Here is an 18,795-nt window from a genome sequence, read left to right as displayed (position 1 = left end):
TAATTTCGACAAAAACACTTATTTACCCGCTTAAAAATTGTAAATTATTTGTTATTGATTTTTTACGTTGAATTAATATAAAATAGGAACAAACGTTCTCGAAAAGGTGGTATATTATGAATAAGTTATCGATAGGCTCAAATTTATTATGGGAATCCAGTAGAATGATGTTACCCGAACACGTAGAAGTTTTAATGGAACATGATAGACGACGTGATGAAGTAGAAAAGCCAATTGTCGCTGAAGATAAATGGACTGAAATACAATATACGATACAAGAAGCATTACAATTTAATAAGGAAGTAACAGTTACTTTTTATGCGAATAGAAGAATTAAACATGCATCAGGAACTATACTGAAAATAAACAATGATAGATTAGATTTAGATGTGGCCGATGGTATTGATTGGATTAAGATGGAGGATTTATTGGATGTGGAATAAAAAAGAGGAGCACTTTTCCACGGTGCTCCCCAAGTAATCAATATATAGATTACAATTATTCACTTAAAAACTTACAAACGTTTGTTAACCTCTGCTCTTACTTTATTGTACTCTGCTTGGCTAATACCTAGCGATTTACGACGGTTATCATGGCCATTACCATGGTTCCCTTGAATCACTTCTGTTGCCATTTGACTGATTGATTTCTTTGGCTTACTACCACCTAGCAGGATTTCATTCACACGTTTTTGTACAGCTTCATATTGGCTACCTAATGCCTTTTTGCGCGCGTTACCTGTGCCATGTTTACCTGCAATCACTTCTTGTGCTAATTGCTCGATACTTTTGCTTGCAGATGGCTTAGATACAGATTTCTTTTTTAATCCAAAAATCTTAACAATGCCATTAACATGCCCTTGTGCAATTTTATTAATAAAAGCATCAGACTTTAGCTTGTCTGCATCTGACCTATTATCAATAAAACCATTTTCGGTCAAAATTGCTGGCATTGTGGACTCTCGCACCATGTGAAAGTTTGCTTGCTTTTTACCACGATTACTAAATCCTGTCGCTTTAACTACCTCATCGTTAATAATGTTTTGATAAGCTGTTGTACGCTCTTTACCCTTGTATTGTCCATTATACGTAAAGTCCTCGTAACCTTGTCCGCCTCCTGCGTTAATATGGACAGACACAAGTAAGTCCGCTCCCCATGCGTTGGCATCATCTGTACGTTGATTAAGTGATAATGTCTTATCAGATGTGCGTGACAATTTTACTTGCGTATTGTCATAATCATTTAATAAGTCCTTGATTTTTTTAGAGATTGCTAGAGTTAAATCTTTTTCTCGTAATCCATTGCCTACTGCTCCCGGGTCAGTTCCACCATGCCCTGCATCAATATATATTTTAGTCATAATCATTTTTCCTCCCTATCGCTAAATTCTTCTTTAATTTCTTTCGTCACTGAATTACCTGATTCAATATTCTTTAACTTCTCTGCTAAATTAGGTGGTACCAATACATCTACTTCTGCAAGGTTTTCCATTATACTTAGACCTTCGTTGGCAATATAAAAAAGCACAGTCGCATAGGTGACTGCACCTTGTAATCCAAGTATTTGATCGATAACATTTGCTACCACAATAACTACTAATACAAGTAACTTTCTCGCATAACCAAACAATGATTTTCTGGACCAAAGATTTTGATTTTTCCAAGCTTTAAAAATGCCTGTTATAATGTCTAAGGCCATGAGTAACAATAACAAGTGTAAAAACTTTACTCCACCAAATAAATAAAAATGTGCTGCTTCTAGATAGCTCAAATTAACATCTCCCATCTGCTCCACTCCTTATTTTTCATAATTGTAAGACCCCCTCTGTTTATTTTTGGGTAATAAAAAAGAGACCACATACAGTGATCTTTTTTCATTACTATCTAAATCCTTTTCTATTTTTAATTAATTTTGATAAACCATCTAAATCCGGATATACTGTAAAATCATCAATCCCATTCATGTGCAGGAACGATCCGACATCATAATAAATATCTTCAGTTAATTCAATTTTATCTAAAATGTCTGTGTAATGTGTTTTCTTAAGCGCCAATTCTTTTTCTAAATCGTTTATAGTGTTTCCTTGTAATGTAAACTGACCTTGTTGTGCGATTAGTCTATTCGAATTATAATTTGGTGCTATTGCTCTAGATGGCAGGTTTTCTCTTTCAACATATTTATTGAAATTATAATTTGATGGCACTTCCAGAAAAGTTGTATCAATTAATGTTTCGTTTAACTTTGCGGGATCCAAAAACCATATAGTAGGTGTATTCTTTTTCGGATTCCAATTTCTTGTAGCAAAATAGATAGCGACTGATAATGATGTTGTCCAATCTAAAAGCCTAGTAGGAGTTCCATGATGCTGCATGATGTAAAGTAAATCCCATTCATCTTTTGTTTGATGAAGACTATACCCTTTGGTCATAAACTCATAGATGTAATTAATTTCTAACTGTCTAATGTACTCTAAATCCTGACTACGTCTAAACAGCGTGGAACTAAGCTTATAGTCTTCGTGTTCACCGTTTTCCCCTATATTACTATGTCCTCTAAACCATATATTTCCTTCACTATGCGTCATAAATTGATTTATTAAACTTAAAACACGCTTGAAGTTTTGACTAATATTTGTCATACATTTTCTCCCTCCTTACCACCTATATCGGATGTTAAGAAGCAAGTATTTAGTAAAAAAGCACCTCACTATGAGATGCTTTCAACTGTTTTTAATCGTAAACAGTAGTTGGCCATCCTTTGACCAATACTGTGTTACTTCTTTTATAGGATCATTTTGAGTTAACCCTGAACCAATGGTAGCTATTACTTTTATTACTTCTTCTATTTCTGCCTTTATTAAGGTGTTATTTGACATAACCACCCCTCCTTTATTTACGGCATTTCTTCTAAATAAGTTCTAGAAGATATATCCATAGAAATAAAATAGACTGTAACTTCGATGAGTCTTTTCAAATCATTGACATCTTTATCTTCCCACTTTCTAATATAGTGAGCTTCATCATTCCCTATCCATGTTGCACGTTTGGATATTTCTTTAATATTATTATTATCAATAGATTGAATACACTGACCTAAAGGCTTTCTTAGAATATTATTTTCATCATCTGGATTTAAATGAATCAAATAATCTTTCACTAAAAATTCCAGTGCTTTCCGATAGCCAATTCCCGATATTAACTTCAAATCACTTTGCTCCGCAAAATATGCTTGGTTATAAATTTCAATGAAGTTTGGTGAGACTTCTTCAATCTCTTTATTAAAATCCTTGTTCACCGGACTAATTGGTGCGTGATCTTGAAGGCACATTTTATCATTAATACGAATATAGTAACCAATAATTAATGAATTACATGCTTGGTTAGTACATTGAAATGCTGCTTCTAAAAAACTACTTTTACTATCTCCTTTAACGAACGCTCCATCAAGAAAAGTTGGATCTACATTTTTATGACACCTTCCACATTCTGAAGGAAAATGATCCACATACACAGTATGCGTTGTGCTTATATACTTTACATCAACTGGTCTTGGCAAAAAATCTCCCCCTTTTTATATCATTATACGACATAAAAGAGGAAATTCCTGCATAAAAAATAACGCTTATGCAGCGTTTGTATCTTGTACTATTTTATTCGCTACTTCTTGTCTTACAATTGCTTGTAAAGCTGTAACCGATTCATTACCTGCATACTGTTCTGCAGTAAGTGGGATGTACCCATTAATATTAATCGTACGGTCATCATTATGGCCATTAAAATGCACTTGTACAGATTCTATTTCACCTTCAGCATAACGCATGCTTACATTTGTGATTTGTATATTCATTCTTGTTCACCTCCCTCAAATGCTTCATATAAGTACGCATAGTCATAGGCTTGTTGACCACTCCATGCTACTTGTGATTCTTCTAATGCTTTTTTCACTGATTTTAAATACGTTGGATTGTCACCACTATCAATCACTACTTTTTCCTTATAAAATGCTTCTAAATCTTGTACTACTTTTTCTTGATCGCCATCTTCAAATTGATATTTTCCATCGACAATAATTGTTTCACCGGCATCATCTTTCTTCGCATAGCTTTCTTTTAACTTCTTTTCTTCCTCTGCCACTTGCTTCAATTTTTCTAATAATTGAGTGCTTAATCGTGTACGATGGACAGATGGTAATCCTACTAATACTAATTTATCTAACACACTAATTGCTCCTGATAATTTAATGTTTTCGATTGTTAGTTTCATTTAATCAAATCCTCTCTTCCTTCTGCGATTAAAATAGCATCTACGTCAGATTTTAATTCTGTCGGAACATTTTCATATGACCATTTTCCTCTGATAACATAAGTCGCAAATAACATTGCCAACATCTACCCACCTCCTCCATATACTATTTGGGCTAATTCCATAATGGCTATTGCGTTCATTTCTGATTCAGACGTGGTTTCTTGATGTTCTATTATTTGATTTTCAAATTTATTTACTTCTTCTTCTGTCAAACCTTCAATCCATATTTCGTTTTTAAAGTCCCATTTTGGCATAAACAAGCGTTGATTAATCCAATTTTTTGTTATAATAATTCGACCGTTTGCTCTCGCATTATAAATATCTTTATCACTCAAAAATAAATATTCCACTATTTCACCATTTGAATTTATTTCAAAACAAGCATTCATCAAACCACCTCTAATTTTCTGCTTTAAAACTTATATTGGATAAAGCTATAAAGGCACTACTCCCTCCTCTTTGCACTCGTACTTCACCATTAGCAAGAACATCAACTCGACAATAGGCATTATTAGAAGTAGTTGTATAAATTTCCGTGCCAGCTGGTCGATAACCTACAGGTAAAATAGAAATTAAAGTACCATTCGATGCATTTCCGCCATCAATAGTTCCATGCAATCGAACAACACCCATGCTATCTTTCCAATAGCTTGGTGTTAAGAAAGGATTTCCAATATGTTTCCATCCGTTATACAAAGGTAAGGGTTGTCTAGTTGGTTGCTCTAGTTCACTTAATCCTGATACAGTTAATCCCCCTCGAATATCTACGCCATAAATTGAACCACTTATAGCTGTTGCATCTAACGAAATACCAAGATCTCCACTTTCTAAAACTAATCCTCTATTAGTTCTTATTGTGGCGTCCGTATAATACTGAAAAATCTCCATGGCTCTTGTTCCGTTACCATCTCTAAAAACTAATGAAGCAATATCACCATGAAATCCAGATGTAGTCTCCACATTCATTTCAATACTAGAATTAATTCCTTCAAATATTAGGCCATTATTTCCTAAAGTAATGGTTCCATTCGTACCGTTTTGATTAAAAATAGAACCATTAATAGTCGCTCCATTAATCACACCTGCATTAATCGTACCTAAGTTACCAGTGATATCTGATAAAACTGTAACCGCACCAACAAGATTGATTTTGGATGCTTGTATTTTAATAGCTTCTGCCGTTTGATTAATAGAGGAAATCACGCCATTCTTATCTACTTTTAAATTAATCTGATTGCTATGTTGTGTGATAGTAGACTCAGCTGTATCAACTCGCCCTTCTAATGCGTTGAATGTTGTTTGTTCTACTTTTGATGTAATGGCACCTTCCAAGCCGTTTATATCTATCTCGGCGCTTGATAAACGAGTATTGATACTATTAACGGTGGATGAATCGGCTTTTAAACTGATTTGTCCTGCTAATTGATTGATTTCGGATTCGGCATAATTGAAAACAAAATCAATTTCAGATTGCACATCTTCAGGTGCTGGTGTCCAGTCTGTGGCTTTGTTGCCTTTTTCAACCTTAACTTCAACTTCTTCCTTAGTTCTTCCATCTAAAAAGTTATTTCTAAAAACAATTCGCATAAAAGCGATTCTTTCATCATTAGGAATTTGAATTGTTGTACCACCTGTCATATTACTGTAATCACTAATATGCACTTTATTAATATCATAATAAAAGAGTTGGTCAGTTCTCACAGGCGACACATAGTAAGTGGCATTCAACTCAACTGGCATAAAACCACTTGTTAATGCTCCCGTCGAAGGTGACGGATTACCAGATGCCCACGCAAGTAATGTATCCTCAAGTGCGTCTTTAATAACAAAATAGTTCCTTCCACCAATTGCTATATCACTTATCGCACCTGTCACATACGTTGCATCTACCTTACTAGCAATTTGTCCTGCTTGCACGGTTAACTGACCGTTCAAACTAGATATATCCGTTGTATGACCATTTACTGTTGATTCAAGACTACTCACATCTGCAGTAATGCCGTTTACACTTACTTGTAAGCTACTTACTTGATTACTTACGCTAGTAACATCATCTTCTAAATTCTCTAATGCACTTTGGCTTGCTTTTAACTCTACTTGTCCAGCTAATACATTTAACTCGCCACTTAAAGTGGATACATTACCACTTACTGTATCTAATTCACTTTGATTGGCTTTTAAGTTAATTGCACTCGTATTTGCATTGATTTGTGTGCCTTGACTACTCACGGTACCTTCTAAATTACTTAAATCAGTAATAGCAACAGACAATTGCCCTTCAACCGTATTTAAATCTGTTTCAACGGTTGTAATTCTACCGCCTTGCGCACTTAATGCATCTGCGTTATCAATAACAGCTTGCTGTAAATTACTAGTGGTAGTTTCTAAGTCACTTACCGTGTTATTTATGCTATTGACTAATGCACTATCAGCTTTCAATGCAAGTTGCCCATTAACATATTCTAATCCTGCTTTATTTAACAACTCTGCATCCACTTGCGCTTTTAATTGATTCGCATGTTGTTTAGCAGCTGTTTCTGCATCATTCGCCACACTATCGGCATGTTGTTTTGCATTGGTTTCTGCTTGATTCGCTTTGTTGCTTGCATCTGTTGCTGCATTACTTTGTACTACATTATCTTTGCTATCAATCTCGGTTTTGGTGTAGGTTGCTTCCGTTAATTCCGTCATGCTTATTTTATTTGCTATTTGTTGTTGCAAGGTTTTCCAAATTGCATTGACCTGTTCTTCTGTGTATTCGATATAGTCTCCAAGCTCCACAGTCTTTTTGCCTTTGCGCTTGATAGACCTATCTTGCGTGTGTATTCTTGCTTCAAGGTACAAAGGTGGATTAAACTTCGTATCTTTTATTTTGATTATGTCGGCAAAACGTATTTTTTCATGATCTAATCCAATTACCTTTTCTAAATCGATAATATCTGCTTTATATTGCACGGTACTGTTAATACGCTTTTCTAATTCATTTTCCGTCAACTCTATTAATCTCGCTTCGGTCATATCTAAATCAGTAGATTGTGGTTCGTAAGGCGCAATGATATGTTGTCCATTTCTACCCCACCGTTGTAAGGCTTCTTCGTTTTCAACTACTACTTCTAACCTTGTGCCATCTTCCCTAATTGGTCCTAACCCTACTAAAGCTGTAACAATATTAGAAAAATCTTCTTTTCGTTCAATTCCTTCTAAATCTTTACCGAGTTCTACTTCTCTTCCTTGCCAAGTCCCTACACGTTCGACTAAATCCGCGTATCTCTTAATTATTTTCGTGCCATCTGATTCCAAGCGGAAATGCAATTCCAAGTCAAATTCACTTGCAATCTTCTTTAAATACTTATATGGATTCGTGTGTTCTTCAAATGTGAATGTTCGTACACCTTTAAATGCAACAGTACCTACTTCATATTCGGTACCTGCTAATGCGTTAATAGCATGTGTTTCTGCGCTATCTGCACCTGTGACATGAGGTTGAATAACTTTTGCAGTTTGCAACGTAACATAATGTGCAGATGTGTAAACGTCACATTTCAAGGCGCCATTTGCGCGATATTTCCTTGTGTTGGTAATAACAAATTCTATCAATTGCCCATCTTCATCAGGTATAATGATTCGATTACGCCTAGACAAAAACTCCGAAAATGATTTATCGGCAAACGTAACAAAATTAAATGTTTCTTGCATATTTACAAGCGATTTAAAATGATTGTCTTGCCAAAATTCATCTTCCGTAATGTCGTCTAAGATTATGTCTGTCTGGTGGTCTGCAATGTGTATCAATCGTCATCACCCCCTTACTTGTATGCTTCTCTGTATTTCACTTTCGTGTGAAAGCTATCACTTGGCATCACTACTAATTGATTGTCACCTGGTTGCAAATCAAAATAAGTAGCACCAAATTGCTTGATGTCTTTTCTTGGCTCTCCATTAATTAAAATAGATTTATCCCTATGATCAAAAGTAATTAAATCTCCAACTTGCACGATATAAGGTACGGCATTAGTGGTGTCATTGATTTGTAATACTTGTATATTATCAACTGCCATAAATGGCCTTGTGTTTTCTCCATATGCCCCAAAATGTAATTGCACTTGCGCAATAGGTGTTTGATGTTGATTTAGATAGTCAATAAATTTCCCTTCAATTGTGTCGATAAATTTACCATTTCTATATTGTTGTATCTTCGCGACAATTTCTTGTCCTTTTCGTTGTAAAGTTAATCGTCCAACAAAAGTATTACTCCAATTCTCGTTACGATCTGATACTAATAATTGATTACCAATTTCGGCGCGGCCAACCTTATCAAAGTATTTTGGATAGGTATCAAAAAACGACAACATACCAATCACATTATTATTAACATCTAGTAATGATATTTGTAATCGTCCTGTATTGTCAGCTATGTTTTCGTTAAAGTTAATCATCACTTGTATATTAAAATCTTGTACTGGTTCGGATAAACTTTTTTTGACCACTGGGCCATGCCAAGCAGGTCCAGTGCCATAATCTAATGCTCTAATTTTCCCATCATTTGATTGTATGCTTCCTGTTTTTATACCGTCTACTAAATCATTTCCTTCTGTCCAACCTACAGTACTAGAACAAGTGTCTTGTAATATTGTCGTATATGGTTCCACAATATTGTCATCTAGAGAGGATGGTCTACCAATCATCATATACTGTCCTAATTGATTCTGTATCATAGCAAAGGTTGTAAGGTTTAATACTTCTAACTCAAAAACTGGTTTTGTTGGTGCAGTTCCATTAACCGTGACATTCGTTACATCACTTGAAAATATTGCTTCTAATTCTGGTCCGTATTTATGTGGATCTGGACAGATGAATTGAATAGAACCACTTCTTAAAGTAGCTATCTTTTCAAAGTCATCCAGTGTATTTTGGACCACCGCATAATAAATACGACCTGGTTCATCATCAAATTCTAATGGTACAGGTTCATCTGTAATAAGCCAGTTCGCTAGTTCATCTGCTCTACTTAGTGCTTCTTCATCACTTGTCACTTTAAATCCAATGGGTTGTATAATGGATAAGGGTTCAATGTCTGTTGATTCTAGATATCCTCCTGGATAACCTGATACAGATATTATATTTCTTCTTCTTGGAGCAAATGGAGCCTTTCTTCGCCCACGTTCAATATACAACCAATCTTTTTTTATTCCATTAAATTTAAACGAAATATAATTAGGCAAAAGAATCCCTCACTTTTTTGTTCATTTCTTGCATTTCAGTTATAGGTGCTTCCAACGTTCTGGCCAACTCATAGGAATCGATATAAGTATTATGATCTTTAGCAAGTAACTGACTTAAAATTTGATTCTGCTCCAACGTTGCACTGAGTAAATCTTTGATGTAGCTAGTAACATAATTCGATTCTGTAGTTCTTGTAGTCTCTGCACTCTCTTTTCCTAATATAGCTAGAAGTTTGTTGAAAGAATTATTTCTTAACATGTTCACAATTCTATCTGCTTCACCACTAGGACTTACTCCAGTTGCTAGTTTAGGAATATCTAATAAAGATGTCATAATCGAATTTGTTTCATCATTGGTAAATACTTGTGCACCTCGTGGCACACTATACAACCCAAAATCAGCCATGGCCCATTTATTACCGTGTCGAACTAATTCGGGACCTTCTTCTCCTAACCAAGATAAACCACTAGGATGATTGAAATAGCTTGTTCCATCTGCGTTATTAGCAGGATTACCAAAAGGATTATTTGCATTTTGAAAAACTTGTTCTACAGTTACTCTCCTGGTCACTGGTGATCTCAAATCTTCATTTAAACTCGAAATACTAGGACTCGGATTAATAGTTACACTCTTACTTATGTCCTTGCCTAACAAACTATTTATATCCGTGGCATTAGATTTAACTTTATCAAGGCTTTTGTTCTGCGCTTGAATATCAGAATTTCTTTCCTTAAACACATTCGTATCAGCTATGGTATTAATATTTTGTAACTCTTTCTTTGCTTCACGTAATTTATCAATTTCATCTTGCGCTTCTTGAACGCGCTTGTTGTATTCAGCTGTGGTTAACTCGCCAACGTCTTTTTGCTCATTTAGCCCATTTCTTATTTCTAATTGCTTGGCTATTTCTTGATCTAATGCTTCTAAACCATTTCCTCTTTCTGCATTCAATCCAACTTGATTCAAGATTAATGCTTCATATTCTCCTAAGAGCATTTCGAAAGATTCAATCTCTTGTTTAGTAGTGTCTAATGATTCGTTCTTTTTAGATATTTTGGTGTCTAATTTTTCGATTTCGCGGTTGTGTTTGTCTCGAATAGAATCTAACAACAATCGTTCATCTTCTAGTGATACTAATTTTTCACTAAGTTTAATAGCTTCATCATTATTAGCTCTATTTATTTGGTCTTTAATAGCTGCAATTTCTAAGTCTTTTTCTTGAATTTGAGTATTGTAGTCTAAAACACTCATTAAAGAACTTGATCTTTCACTTTCTAAGTCCTTTATTTCTCGTTGTATTTCTCGTTGCTCTTCTAAGCTTTGTTTGTGTTCGTCTAAGCCTTCCTTGATTGATTCATACGTATCATCAATCAATCTATTTTTTTCAACTTCATTCAATTCTTTGACTTTATCTATAACACCTGCATAGGCGTTTCCTTGTTCAGAAATGGCTTGAACTGAGGTAGGAGTCTTATCTACAATTTCACCATTTAGTCTTAAGAACTCTTCCATTTCTTTATTTGTGAGAGTTGATTTTTCTAGTAACTTCTCCTGCTCTTTTTTTAGAGCAACAATAGCTTCCTCAGTCTTAGCTTCTTTTAATTCACTAGCTATATCCATGTATCTCAATACTTCATCTGTAGATAATTTATTTTTAGATTGTAATTCTTCATACTGTGTGATTAGACCATCTAATGTATCGATTTCTTGTTTTCGCGCTTCAATGGATTGTAATGTTTCCTCTGTCGATTGTTTAGAATTTTGACTTAATGTATAAATTACTGCAGATAATAACCCAACTCCACCTATAGCTAAACCAACAGGACCACCAGTTACACCCAATAAACCAATACGTCCAAGTAAACCTGCACCGCCAGATACTCCTAATAACTTGGATAATCCACCAGTAACTTTCATTAATCCACCAATTCCAGAACTGATACCACCAACTACAGATAAAACAGGACCTGCAGCTGCTGCAATTCCACCAAACATAAGAATGTTTCTTTTACCTTCTTCATCCAATTCAGAAAACCACTCTGTTACATCTTCAATGCCGTCTTTTACATCTGGCAAAACTTCTCTTGTAAACTCAAGTAATGTTTCACCAACTGGTAATAAAACTTCTTTCGCTTCTCTCCAGGTAGCTTTCCATTCGCGTGATATAGAACGTTCGGCATTCTTTGTCATTTCATCCATAGTACCCTCGACATCTTCTAAACCATCACCAATGCCACCTAAAGAGTACATAGCTTCTGACTCAAGATCTTCGAATTTAGTACCAAAAAGTTCTACACCAACTTGGTTAGCAACCACTTGGTCATCCATGCCTTCTAATTCTTTTAAAACTGCATTAGACACATCTTTGACTGTTTTATCGCCCTTTAGAAACTCTTTCCATACTCCTTGTGTTTCTTTAGACAATAGCTCCATGGCATCTGATGTGGTATCAGAACCATCCTTCACACGAATTTGAAATTCCTTCATTACATCATTGATATAATCTAAGTTGTAAATACCTGCATCTGTACCTTTTTGTAACAATTCAAAATACTCTTCTGCAGAAAATCCCATACTTGCAAATAGAGTAGAGTACTCACTTAGGTTGTCGAACATCTCATTCGAGAAATTCAATCCATTTTGCGCACCTTTAGCCATCAAATCAAAGGCTTCATCTGCTTCTATACCAAAACCCTTCATCACATTATTTCCTGCTCTAGTGACTTCATTTAGGTCTGATTCAAACGTTTCTGCTAGTAGAAATGCTTTCTCGGTAATTCGTTCTAAATCCTCACTATTTAAATCACGTATGTTCTGTTTCACTTGCAACAAAGCATGATCGATTTCTGCTGCACTTTCTCCAAAACCATTTTTATAAATATTTCGAGAAATATCCGTTAATTCCTTAGCTTCTTCTGCAGTTAGACCCAAGGAATTTTGAATTCTTACTGCAGAATCCTCATAGTTAGATGCAATTAGTCCTGCAGCTGTGCCAACACCAAGTACTGCTGGTGTAACAGTAGTAGTCATTTTGTTACCTACATCTGTTACTTTGTCGCCGAATACTTTCATTTTATTGCCTGCTTTGTCTAAATGGTCACCCATCTTTGTCCAATTAGAGTTGGCAATGCGTTGGTCTTCTCTTAGTTGTTCTAAGTCTTTTTCTACTCGACTAATATAACGACTCAAATTATTCATGGAAGCAACTTGATTGTTGTATTCTTTTGCAGCTTTTTGTGCTTCTTTTGAACCTTCTCCAAATTCCGCTACCATCTTTTCATAGGTCTTTCTAGAACTATCAACAACAGCTTTTTGTACTTCATATTTTTTCGTTAATCCTTGCAAGCGAGTTTCATATTTTGCGATAGATTTATCACTACGATCAAAAGCAGACATATTAGCTTTCATTTCGCTATTAACAACCGTCAATTGTGATTTTAAATCTTTTAATCCTGAATTAATTTTCATTGTTTCCAAATCAAGTTCTATGGAAAGACCTTCTATTTTTTCAGGCATGTGGTTCCCTCCTTTCTTATCCACCAAAAGCTTTGATAAGTGATTTTTCTTCTCTTGGTTTATTTTTGTCTTGCATTAATTGGATAACATAATGAATAGGCATTTCTAAAATCTCGTTGATGTCTTTACCATTCTTCATCAACTTGAGGATGAGTTTATCTAAGTACTCTGCTTGTTTAGCGATAGAAAAGTCCTCATCCTTTAACTTTTCTTCGCCAGGAAGTTTTTTGTTTCATCTGATTGTTGTCCTTGTGCTACAAAGATAAGTTGTTGTTTTAATACATCTTGTCCTCCTGGAGCATGTAGTCGATTATAAATATCATCTGTTGTAATCTTTCCAGCAAATACTTCATTGGCCACAAAATCAGCAATTTTATCAAACTTATCTCCTTCGGACATTGTTTCGTCTGACTCTATTTGATACCAAACTTCAACAGCATTTCTAGCCACTTTTAACGGAATAAATGCAGGTGTCCATACTTTTTCGATTTCTGGTTCGTCACCATTCAATACTCCTTCTGGATTTTTTACGAGTTCTAACATATTTCTTTTTAAGTTTGCCATGTGTATTACCCCTCTACTTTTTTAATCAACGGTCTATTTGCTTGGTTTTTATTAGTTGATAATGCTTCAATTCTTTCCTTACTGATCTTCTTATTTGCAGGTCTAGGAAATGGTTTATCTTTTTCATAGATTTTGTCGTCTTCTAAATCGCGAAATGTTTCAAGTGCTATATATTTGACCATGTTCGTTACCTCCTTTATCGCTAACACGTATTCATAGGATGCTTTTTCTGGATTCACATGTGACAAATCGTCATAAAATGGAGACTTATTCACGTATTGACCTTTGAAAAATAAGTCTTTATCATGTGTAGTTACACCCGCATTATGGAATAATTTTTTCTCATAATAAGACGTTCTATCATGATTCGGCCATGAAAAATCTAGTTCACTAGGTACTTTCACGTTTATTCCAAAATGATACACATTCCACAACTGCGCCCACATTTCAGCTGTCCACTTTTGTATAGGCATGTAATCTTTATCGTTATTTTGAATATATTCTGCTTCAATATCAGATAAATAGCGATAGAGCTTAAGAGAATCTTCATATACTTTTTTCCAGTACTCAAAGGTAGGTTGTTTTATTACCCATTGCGCACCACCAATAGGATTACTTTTTCTGATTAAGTCATAATCAATTCCTATCTTATTGCACATATCTTCAAGCAAGGTGTCACCTTTGCTATCGATATAGTCATTAGAAATGTAACTCGTGCAATCAGATGCATACCATGTTTTTTTAGTAGGTCTTACTTTTGGTATTTCTCTTAGTAAGACATCACTATCTAAATAAAAATAACTTTCTTCTTCACGAGAACGATCTTCTTCTAAATACTTCATCCATAAGAATGGTTTAACAGATGGAATATAAGTCTTATCTCTTTCACGGTCATCATAGACATGAACTTCTACTTCATACATTTCTGAAAAGTACAGAGGAATAGAATTGTCCTCCTGCGCAAACAAGAGGACAATGTCATCAATACCTAATTTCTTCAGTCTGGTTATGCACACTTCTAATTCCCACTTAAACCGATTAATGGCTGGTTGACAAAGTATGAACTTCATTTTCTATGCTCCAGTTGTAGTTGTGGTAGTTGTTGTCGTTGGATAGGTTTGCCCGAATATTTTTTGAAATAATAAATCACGTTGGGTAGTTGAGCCTGATGGGTCCTCAGCAAAAATTACAGAGTGATCTTTTTCAAATCCATCAACATTACGATCCATAAATTGAGCTACAATTTGTTCTGTAGAAAAAGTTGTACTTTCTCCTTTGGTTGCTCCAGTTATATTTGGTCTAGTAAATATGCCCTTCGGAAGCCCAACATACTCTTTATGGCCATCCTCATACGTTTTTGCAAACACACAAGCAACATACGGTGGATTATCGTTAGATCCGGTACCTGTTAATCCATCTGCTGACTTTTCCCAACCTAGCAATTTTTGTTTATCTTCAATAGGAATTTTATGAAAATCGGATGTCACAGAAACGTTTCCGCTTGATACTGCCATTTCTGCTGTTGTATTATCTCCATAAGCTCTTACGATTTCCTGTGGCATTTCTACGTTAATATTTTGCAAAAACTTCACGCGTTCAATTGCATCTGCTACCAATCCATCACCAATAATTCCATAGTGAAACTCGTCTACACCAGTGGATGCACGATAATTTTTTTCTTCTGTCATGTCTATCACTCCTAAATTGTATTAAAATCTTTTCTATACAAAGAACCGCGATACCTTCTAGCATCACGGTAAACACCTTGGTCATATTCTTTTGGTCCTGCACGTTGATTAAAACCAAATGTATGCCATATCACATTACGAATCTTATCTGCTAATGTGTCTGTTAATTCCCTATTTCTACTCCACACGTCAATTTGTAATAAAAAATCTAACTTTGTCCATTGGTCATCCGCATATTGGCTAGGTGTTGGTGTATCTATTGGATCAATCACAATATGAGGATTCAGCACATCACCTGTTTCTGGGTATTCATAAAACTTAATCCTATAATCGTTAATGGAATCATCATACGTTTGTTCTGCAATATAAGTGTCTGCAATAAGTGCTTCGTAAATCATGTTTAATATATCCACTTCACAGACCACCTCTCAAAGCTTTTTTGACTGCATTAGAATAGGCACTTTCACTATTCTTTAACGCCCTCGCAATCGCCCCTTTACCAGGAGGATTTGGATTGTTGATTGTTCCCCATTCATTAAGGTGAATAATTCGATAACGGTCATGTGGACCTTTCCAGTGTACTTTGACAATTCGAACACCTTTTTCCCAAATAGGCCCCGTTATCGTTATCTCCTCAATACTTGCTCCTGTATCTTTAAAACTTTCAAATTCTTGTTTTAAAACCTTAACAAATTCATTAGCTGCTTCAAGTAATGCCTTGTCACTTATTTTTTGCATTGCTTGTTGACCCAACCTATGTTCAAGCTCTGCTAACAGTTTTGGTAATCCTTTAATTTTTACACTCATTTTACTTGCCTCGCCATGATATTAATAAATCTGTTGTTTTGTGGATCCGGTTGAACATGCTTCACGTTGTATCTGTTATTCCTATAATGAGGATGGTCAATAGCAATATAATGTTTGTCAGTTGGAATATAATCATCTAATGGATCTCTAATGGTAATAGTAATATCAGATAATGTTCCATTTGATTTTGCTAACTCGACATCTTTCATCCATACTTGGTCAATTTTCGCCATACATTCATATAAAATATCTTCCTCTTGTTCTCCTGGTTCTGGACCTGGTTTAGGAATATATTTATAGAACATAACAGGCGTTCTTAATTCCCCGGAATGCACACGAGGTGGTTTATATTGAAATGTCCTCAACTTATCCACCTCCTAATGTGGTAGTGGTAGTTGTTTCTTCATCCATTCGTCTCATTTCAATATCTAAAGATAATCCTGTAATCTCACCAAGAAAGTTATCTTCAAAATACTCAACCGCATCATTATAGGCGTATCGAGTACGTTCAAAAACCAATTCTTTTGCCATGTTGTCTATATCAGTAGTTCCGTAAATGTCAAACTCTCCGCAACTACTTTTAATAGCAGATATAGAAAAGGACAACAATCTTTTTAAATTGTCATCCTCATCATGAGATAGATGCATACGATCTTTAAATTCTTGAATTAATTCTGGTGTGATGTTCAATCACATCACCTCCCATTACGCTCCAGTTGTAGTTGTTGTCGTTGAACTTGTTGTAGTGGTTGTTGTGCTAACATTCATGTCGATATTTAAATCGTACACTAACGCTGTTTTATTATCTTTTGGCTTACCATTCGCAAACTGCTTCATTGTATATAAACGCGCATCTTCAATTGCTAATGTTTCATCAAACTTATTGATTTTATATCCACCCGCAATAGCAGCCAAGTATGCACCTTTCACAAAAAATAGTGCTTTACCTTCCGGAATTTCTTCTGATTCCATTGGAGAAATGTTATAAGGTAGTGTTGTCACCCATTGTCCGTTTGGTGTTTGGATCGTGTTACCAATTTGAACTTTAATAGCATCAACTGGATTTACCAGCATAACAATTTTGTTAGCAACTTTACGCGCTTTATCTTTCGCATCTTTTGATAATGAAACTACAACTCCACCTAACTCTTTCGCAACCACTTCGCCTTTTTCAGATGGCGCAAAAGTTAATGAACCAGATGATACTTTATCTGTTACCGCACCTTCTTCACTAACATCTTTCATTAATCCAATTGGTTCACTTTGTACGGGTCCACGACCATTCACAAGGCCATATTCTAATCCTACAGAATAAGATTCAACTAAAACAGTACGTACATAGCGCTCCACATATTCTGGACCAAGTTCTAACATATCTTTAGGAATAACCGCGAATGCTGTGAGTTTTAACTGTTCAATTTTTTCTTCTCTAAATGCTGCAGAAATTTGACCTTTGATTTCTCCAAACAGCGCTCCCCAAGCATAAGCTTTATTCGCATCAGAATAGATATATCTAGTAATCGCACCAAGATCTTTTAATCCAATTGCTTCTAATAATGGATGCTCTGTTTTTAAATCTTCGAATACACGTTCTTGAGTTGTGACTGGTAGAATCGTATCTTCATCAAATCCACCACTCGCAATTACTTCATTGAAGAATTTACGTTCTTTAGTAGTTAACACGTTTTGACCACGCGCAGCTAAAACTTGAGCGTCATGCACTTCGTTACGAGCTTCATTTGTGATTTTTTCTGTCAAATCATTTTGCAATGCTGCAAACATTTCATTAAAAGCTGTTTCACGCTGTTCTGTTGTTGTATCTTCATTTTTGATTGCGCTCATATACTCTTCTTTCTTTACTTCAAAATTCGTCATATTGCCTTTTAATTTGATTGTCATTTGTATATTCCTCCTGTTTTTTGAATTAAAAAATGAACCCTTTTTGTTTCACCTGTATTTGTTCAGGTAAATTAGGTTCATTGTTTTGATTATTTGAATTTAGAATACTTTTTAATTCATTGATGATTTCAAGCTTTTGAGTTTCATTTAACATAGTAGATGTCATGTTACTTGCATTGCTTGGCTCGTTGTTTTCTTCTTTTGTAGTTTCATTTGCAAAACCAATCTCAACAGCTTTTTTCGCACTAAACCAAGTTTCCGCATTTACTTTTTCTCGAATTTCTTCTCGAGTAACATTTGCTTTAGTCATGTAAATGTCGATAATTCCTTCTTCTAATTCATCAAGCACATCTGCTTGTTTTCTCATATCGGTTTTTGTACCCCATACAATATTACTAGCTTCATGAATCATCAACATAGAACCAAGGCCCATATATAATTCATCTGCTGCCATTGCAATGACAGATGCTGCAGAACACGCCCAACCGTCAACATGAATAGTTACTTTTCCTTCATGTCGTTTTAAACGATTGAAAATGGATATACCATCAAATGCATCTCCACCTGGACTATTCAAATTGATAATAATGTCATTCGTACCTGCTTCCTTTATAGCTGCATCAATATCACTTGCTGAAAAACTATCATTCCACCATGATGTTCCTATTACACCGTAAATCGTAATTTCGGTAGTGCTACTTTCTTCATCATGTTCCACTTTGAAATTTTGTGGAATTTTCTTTAATTGTTCTACATAATTTTGATTCTTAAAAATTCTATAGAAGTCCATTTCA

The 18,795-nt window shown here is 35.1% G+C and carries 23 protein-coding genes; 1 reads left to right on the top strand and 22 read right to left on the bottom strand.

Features of this window, described 5'->3' with window-relative positions:
- Positions 1–116 precede the first annotated feature (116 nt).
- Positions 117–443 (top strand): YolD-like family protein, encoded by a 327-nt coding sequence (locus ACFOZ1_RS06875; protein WP_390197506.1) that lies wholly within the window; start codon positions 117–119, stop codon positions 441–443.
- A gap of 71 nt (positions 444–514) precedes the next feature.
- On the opposite strand, the gene ACFOZ1_RS06870 is transcribed toward ACFOZ1_RS06875, so the two are convergent.
- The 22 genes from ACFOZ1_RS06870 to ACFOZ1_RS06765 form a co-directional block, all read right to left on the bottom strand.
- Positions 515–1,360: an N-acetylmuramoyl-L-alanine amidase gene (locus ACFOZ1_RS06870; protein WP_390197503.1), complete on the bottom strand. Its 846-nt coding sequence runs from the start codon at positions 1,358–1,360 to the stop codon at positions 515–517.
- A 2-nt stretch (positions 1,361–1,362) separates the two neighbouring features.
- Positions 1,363–1,785, bottom strand: a complete 423-nt coding sequence (locus ACFOZ1_RS06865) for a phage holin family protein (protein ID WP_390197501.1) — start codon at positions 1,783–1,785, stop codon at positions 1,363–1,365.
- Between the two features lie 94 nt (positions 1,786–1,879).
- Entirely contained in the window at positions 1,880–2,638 is a 759-nt protein-coding gene (locus ACFOZ1_RS06860; protein WP_390197499.1) for an FRG domain-containing protein, read from the bottom strand.
- An 81-nt stretch (positions 2,639–2,719) separates the two neighbouring features.
- Positions 2,720–2,875 (bottom strand): hypothetical protein, encoded by a 156-nt coding sequence (locus ACFOZ1_RS06855; RefSeq protein WP_390197497.1) that lies wholly within the window; start codon positions 2,873–2,875, stop codon positions 2,720–2,722.
- 17 nt (positions 2,876–2,892) lie between these two features.
- On the bottom strand, positions 2,893–3,555 hold the full coding sequence (locus ACFOZ1_RS06850) for a DUF4145 domain-containing protein (RefSeq protein WP_390197494.1): 663 nt from the start codon (positions 3,553–3,555) through the stop codon (positions 2,893–2,895).
- A 66-nt stretch (positions 3,556–3,621) separates the two neighbouring features.
- The gene (locus ACFOZ1_RS06845; protein WP_390197492.1) at positions 3,622–3,846 is read right to left on the bottom strand and encodes a hypothetical protein; all 225 of its coding nucleotides are present in this window, start codon (positions 3,844–3,846) and stop codon (positions 3,622–3,624) included.
- Entirely contained in the window at positions 3,843–4,262 is a 420-nt protein-coding gene (locus ACFOZ1_RS06840; protein ID WP_390197491.1) for a DUF1617 family protein, read from the bottom strand. Before ACFOZ1_RS06840 ends, ACFOZ1_RS06845 begins: the two co-directional genes overlap by 4 nt.
- Positions 4,259–4,387, bottom strand: coding sequence for a CD1375 family protein (locus ACFOZ1_RS06835; RefSeq protein WP_390197489.1), 129 nt, complete (start codon positions 4,385–4,387; stop codon positions 4,259–4,261). Before ACFOZ1_RS06835 ends, ACFOZ1_RS06840 begins: the two co-directional genes overlap by 4 nt.
- On the bottom strand, positions 4,388–4,693 hold the full coding sequence (locus ACFOZ1_RS06830) for a hypothetical protein (RefSeq protein WP_390197487.1): 306 nt from the start codon (positions 4,691–4,693) through the stop codon (positions 4,388–4,390).
- A 10-nt stretch (positions 4,694–4,703) separates the two neighbouring features.
- Positions 4,704–8,096 (bottom strand): phage tail spike protein, encoded by a 3,393-nt coding sequence (locus tag ACFOZ1_RS06825; protein WP_390197484.1) that lies wholly within the window; start codon positions 8,094–8,096, stop codon positions 4,704–4,706.
- A 14-nt stretch (positions 8,097–8,110) separates the two neighbouring features.
- On the bottom strand, positions 8,111–9,526 hold the full coding sequence (locus ACFOZ1_RS06820) for a distal tail protein Dit (RefSeq protein ID WP_390197482.1): 1,416 nt from the start codon (positions 9,524–9,526) through the stop codon (positions 8,111–8,113).
- Positions 9,519–13,043: a phage tail tape measure protein gene (locus tag ACFOZ1_RS06815; protein ID WP_390197479.1), complete on the bottom strand. Its 3,525-nt coding sequence runs from the start codon at positions 13,041–13,043 to the stop codon at positions 9,519–9,521. The genes ACFOZ1_RS06820 and ACFOZ1_RS06815 overlap by 8 nt, the downstream gene beginning before the upstream one ends.
- Positions 13,044–13,059: 16 nt before the next feature.
- Positions 13,060–13,182, bottom strand: coding sequence for a phage tail assembly chaperone GT (gpGT, locus tag ACFOZ1_RS06810; RefSeq protein ID WP_390198100.1), 123 nt, complete (start codon positions 13,180–13,182; stop codon positions 13,060–13,062).
- 62 nt (positions 13,183–13,244) lie between these two features.
- The gene (gpG, locus tag ACFOZ1_RS06805) at positions 13,245–13,607 is read right to left on the bottom strand and encodes a phage tail assembly chaperone G (RefSeq protein WP_390197476.1); all 363 of its coding nucleotides are present in this window, start codon (positions 13,605–13,607) and stop codon (positions 13,245–13,247) included.
- A 5-nt stretch (positions 13,608–13,612) separates the two neighbouring features.
- Positions 13,613–14,677, bottom strand: coding sequence for a hypothetical protein (locus tag ACFOZ1_RS06800; protein ID WP_390197473.1), 1,065 nt, complete (start codon positions 14,675–14,677; stop codon positions 13,613–13,615).
- A gap of 3 nt (positions 14,678–14,680) precedes the next feature.
- Positions 14,681–15,295 (bottom strand): major tail protein, encoded by a 615-nt coding sequence (locus ACFOZ1_RS06795; protein WP_390197471.1) that lies wholly within the window; start codon positions 15,293–15,295, stop codon positions 14,681–14,683.
- Between the two features lie 11 nt (positions 15,296–15,306).
- Complete coding sequence (locus tag ACFOZ1_RS06790; RefSeq protein ID WP_390197469.1) at positions 15,307–15,708, bottom strand: hypothetical protein; 402 nt, start codon at positions 15,706–15,708, stop codon at positions 15,307–15,309.
- 1 nt (position 15,709) lies between these two features.
- The gene (locus ACFOZ1_RS06785; RefSeq protein WP_390197466.1) at positions 15,710–16,102 is read right to left on the bottom strand and encodes a hypothetical protein; all 393 of its coding nucleotides are present in this window, start codon (positions 16,100–16,102) and stop codon (positions 15,710–15,712) included.
- Positions 16,099–16,467 (bottom strand): head-tail adaptor protein, encoded by a 369-nt coding sequence (locus tag ACFOZ1_RS06780; protein WP_390197463.1) that lies wholly within the window; start codon positions 16,465–16,467, stop codon positions 16,099–16,101. Before ACFOZ1_RS06780 ends, ACFOZ1_RS06785 begins: the two co-directional genes overlap by 4 nt.
- 1 nt (position 16,468) lies before the next feature.
- On the bottom strand, positions 16,469–16,750 hold the full coding sequence (locus ACFOZ1_RS06775) for a phage gp6-like head-tail connector protein (RefSeq protein WP_390198097.1): 282 nt from the start codon (positions 16,748–16,750) through the stop codon (positions 16,469–16,471).
- 57 nt (positions 16,751–16,807) lie between these two features.
- Positions 16,808–18,001, bottom strand: a complete 1,194-nt coding sequence (locus tag ACFOZ1_RS06770; protein ID WP_390197461.1) for a phage major capsid protein — start codon at positions 17,999–18,001, stop codon at positions 16,808–16,810.
- Positions 18,002–18,026: 25 nt separating this feature from the next.
- Positions 18,027–18,791 (bottom strand): head maturation protease, ClpP-related, encoded by a 765-nt coding sequence (locus ACFOZ1_RS06765; protein WP_390198094.1) that lies wholly within the window; start codon positions 18,789–18,791, stop codon positions 18,027–18,029.
- Positions 18,792–18,795: the final 4 nt, after the last annotated feature.

The sequence above is a fragment of the Gracilibacillus marinus genome (assembly GCF_042651725.1).
In the GTDB taxonomy this organism is placed as follows: domain Bacteria; phylum Bacillota; class Bacilli; order Bacillales; family Amphibacillaceae; genus Gracilibacillus; species Gracilibacillus marinus.
Note: the sequence above shows the minus strand (reverse complement) of the source record. Positions and strands in the feature narration are given on the sequence as shown.

Bases quoted from the DNA above. Each gene is read 5' to 3' on its own strand.
- ACFOZ1_RS06875 (WP_390197506.1), top strand. From the start codon at position 117: ATGAATAAGTTATCGATAGGCTCAAATTTATTATGGGAATCCAGTAGA.
- ACFOZ1_RS06870 (WP_390197503.1), bottom strand. From the start codon at position 1,360: ATGACTAAAATATATATTGATGCAGGGCATGGTGGAACTGACCCGGGA.
- ACFOZ1_RS06865 (WP_390197501.1), bottom strand. From the start codon at position 1,785: ATGGGAGATGTTAATTTGAGCTATCTAGAAGCAGCACATTTTTATTTA.
- ACFOZ1_RS06860 (WP_390197499.1), bottom strand. From the start codon at position 2,638: ATGACAAATATTAGTCAAAACTTCAAGCGTGTTTTAAGTTTAATAAAT.
- ACFOZ1_RS06855 (WP_390197497.1), bottom strand. From the start codon at position 2,875: ATGTCAAATAACACCTTAATAAAGGCAGAAATAGAAGAAGTAATAAAA.
- ACFOZ1_RS06845 (WP_390197492.1), bottom strand. From the start codon at position 3,846: ATGAATATACAAATCACAAATGTAAGCATGCGTTATGCTGAAGGTGAA.
- ACFOZ1_RS06840 (WP_390197491.1), bottom strand. From the start codon at position 4,262: ATGAAACTAACAATCGAAAACATTAAATTATCAGGAGCAATTAGTGTG.
- ACFOZ1_RS06835 (WP_390197489.1), bottom strand. From the start codon at position 4,387: ATGTTGGCAATGTTATTTGCGACTTATGTTATCAGAGGAAAATGGTCA.
- ACFOZ1_RS06830 (WP_390197487.1), bottom strand. From the start codon at position 4,693: ATGAATGCTTGTTTTGAAATAAATTCAAATGGTGAAATAGTGGAATAT.
- ACFOZ1_RS06815 (WP_390197479.1), bottom strand. From the start codon at position 13,043: ATGCCTGAAAAAATAGAAGGTCTTTCCATAGAACTTGATTTGGAAACA.
- gpGT (WP_390198100.1), bottom strand. From the start codon at position 13,182: ATGAAGAATGGTAAAGACATCAACGAGATTTTAGAAATGCCTATTCAT.
- gpG (WP_390197476.1), bottom strand. From the start codon at position 13,607: ATGGCAAACTTAAAAAGAAATATGTTAGAACTCGTAAAAAATCCAGAA.
- ACFOZ1_RS06800 (WP_390197473.1), bottom strand. From the start codon at position 14,677: ATGAAGTTCATACTTTGTCAACCAGCCATTAATCGGTTTAAGTGGGAA.
- ACFOZ1_RS06795 (WP_390197471.1), bottom strand. From the start codon at position 15,295: ATGACAGAAGAAAAAAATTATCGTGCATCCACTGGTGTAGACGAGTTT.
- ACFOZ1_RS06785 (WP_390197466.1), bottom strand. From the start codon at position 16,102: ATGAGTGTAAAAATTAAAGGATTACCAAAACTGTTAGCAGAGCTTGAA.
- ACFOZ1_RS06775 (WP_390198097.1), bottom strand. From the start codon at position 16,750: ATGCATCTATCTCATGATGAGGATGACAATTTAAAAAGATTGTTGTCC.
- ACFOZ1_RS06770 (WP_390197461.1), bottom strand. From the start codon at position 18,001: ATGACAATCAAATTAAAAGGCAATATGACGAATTTTGAAGTAAAGAAA.
- ACFOZ1_RS06765 (WP_390198094.1), bottom strand. From the start codon at position 18,791: ATGGACTTCTATAGAATTTTTAAGAATCAAAATTATGTAGAACAATTA.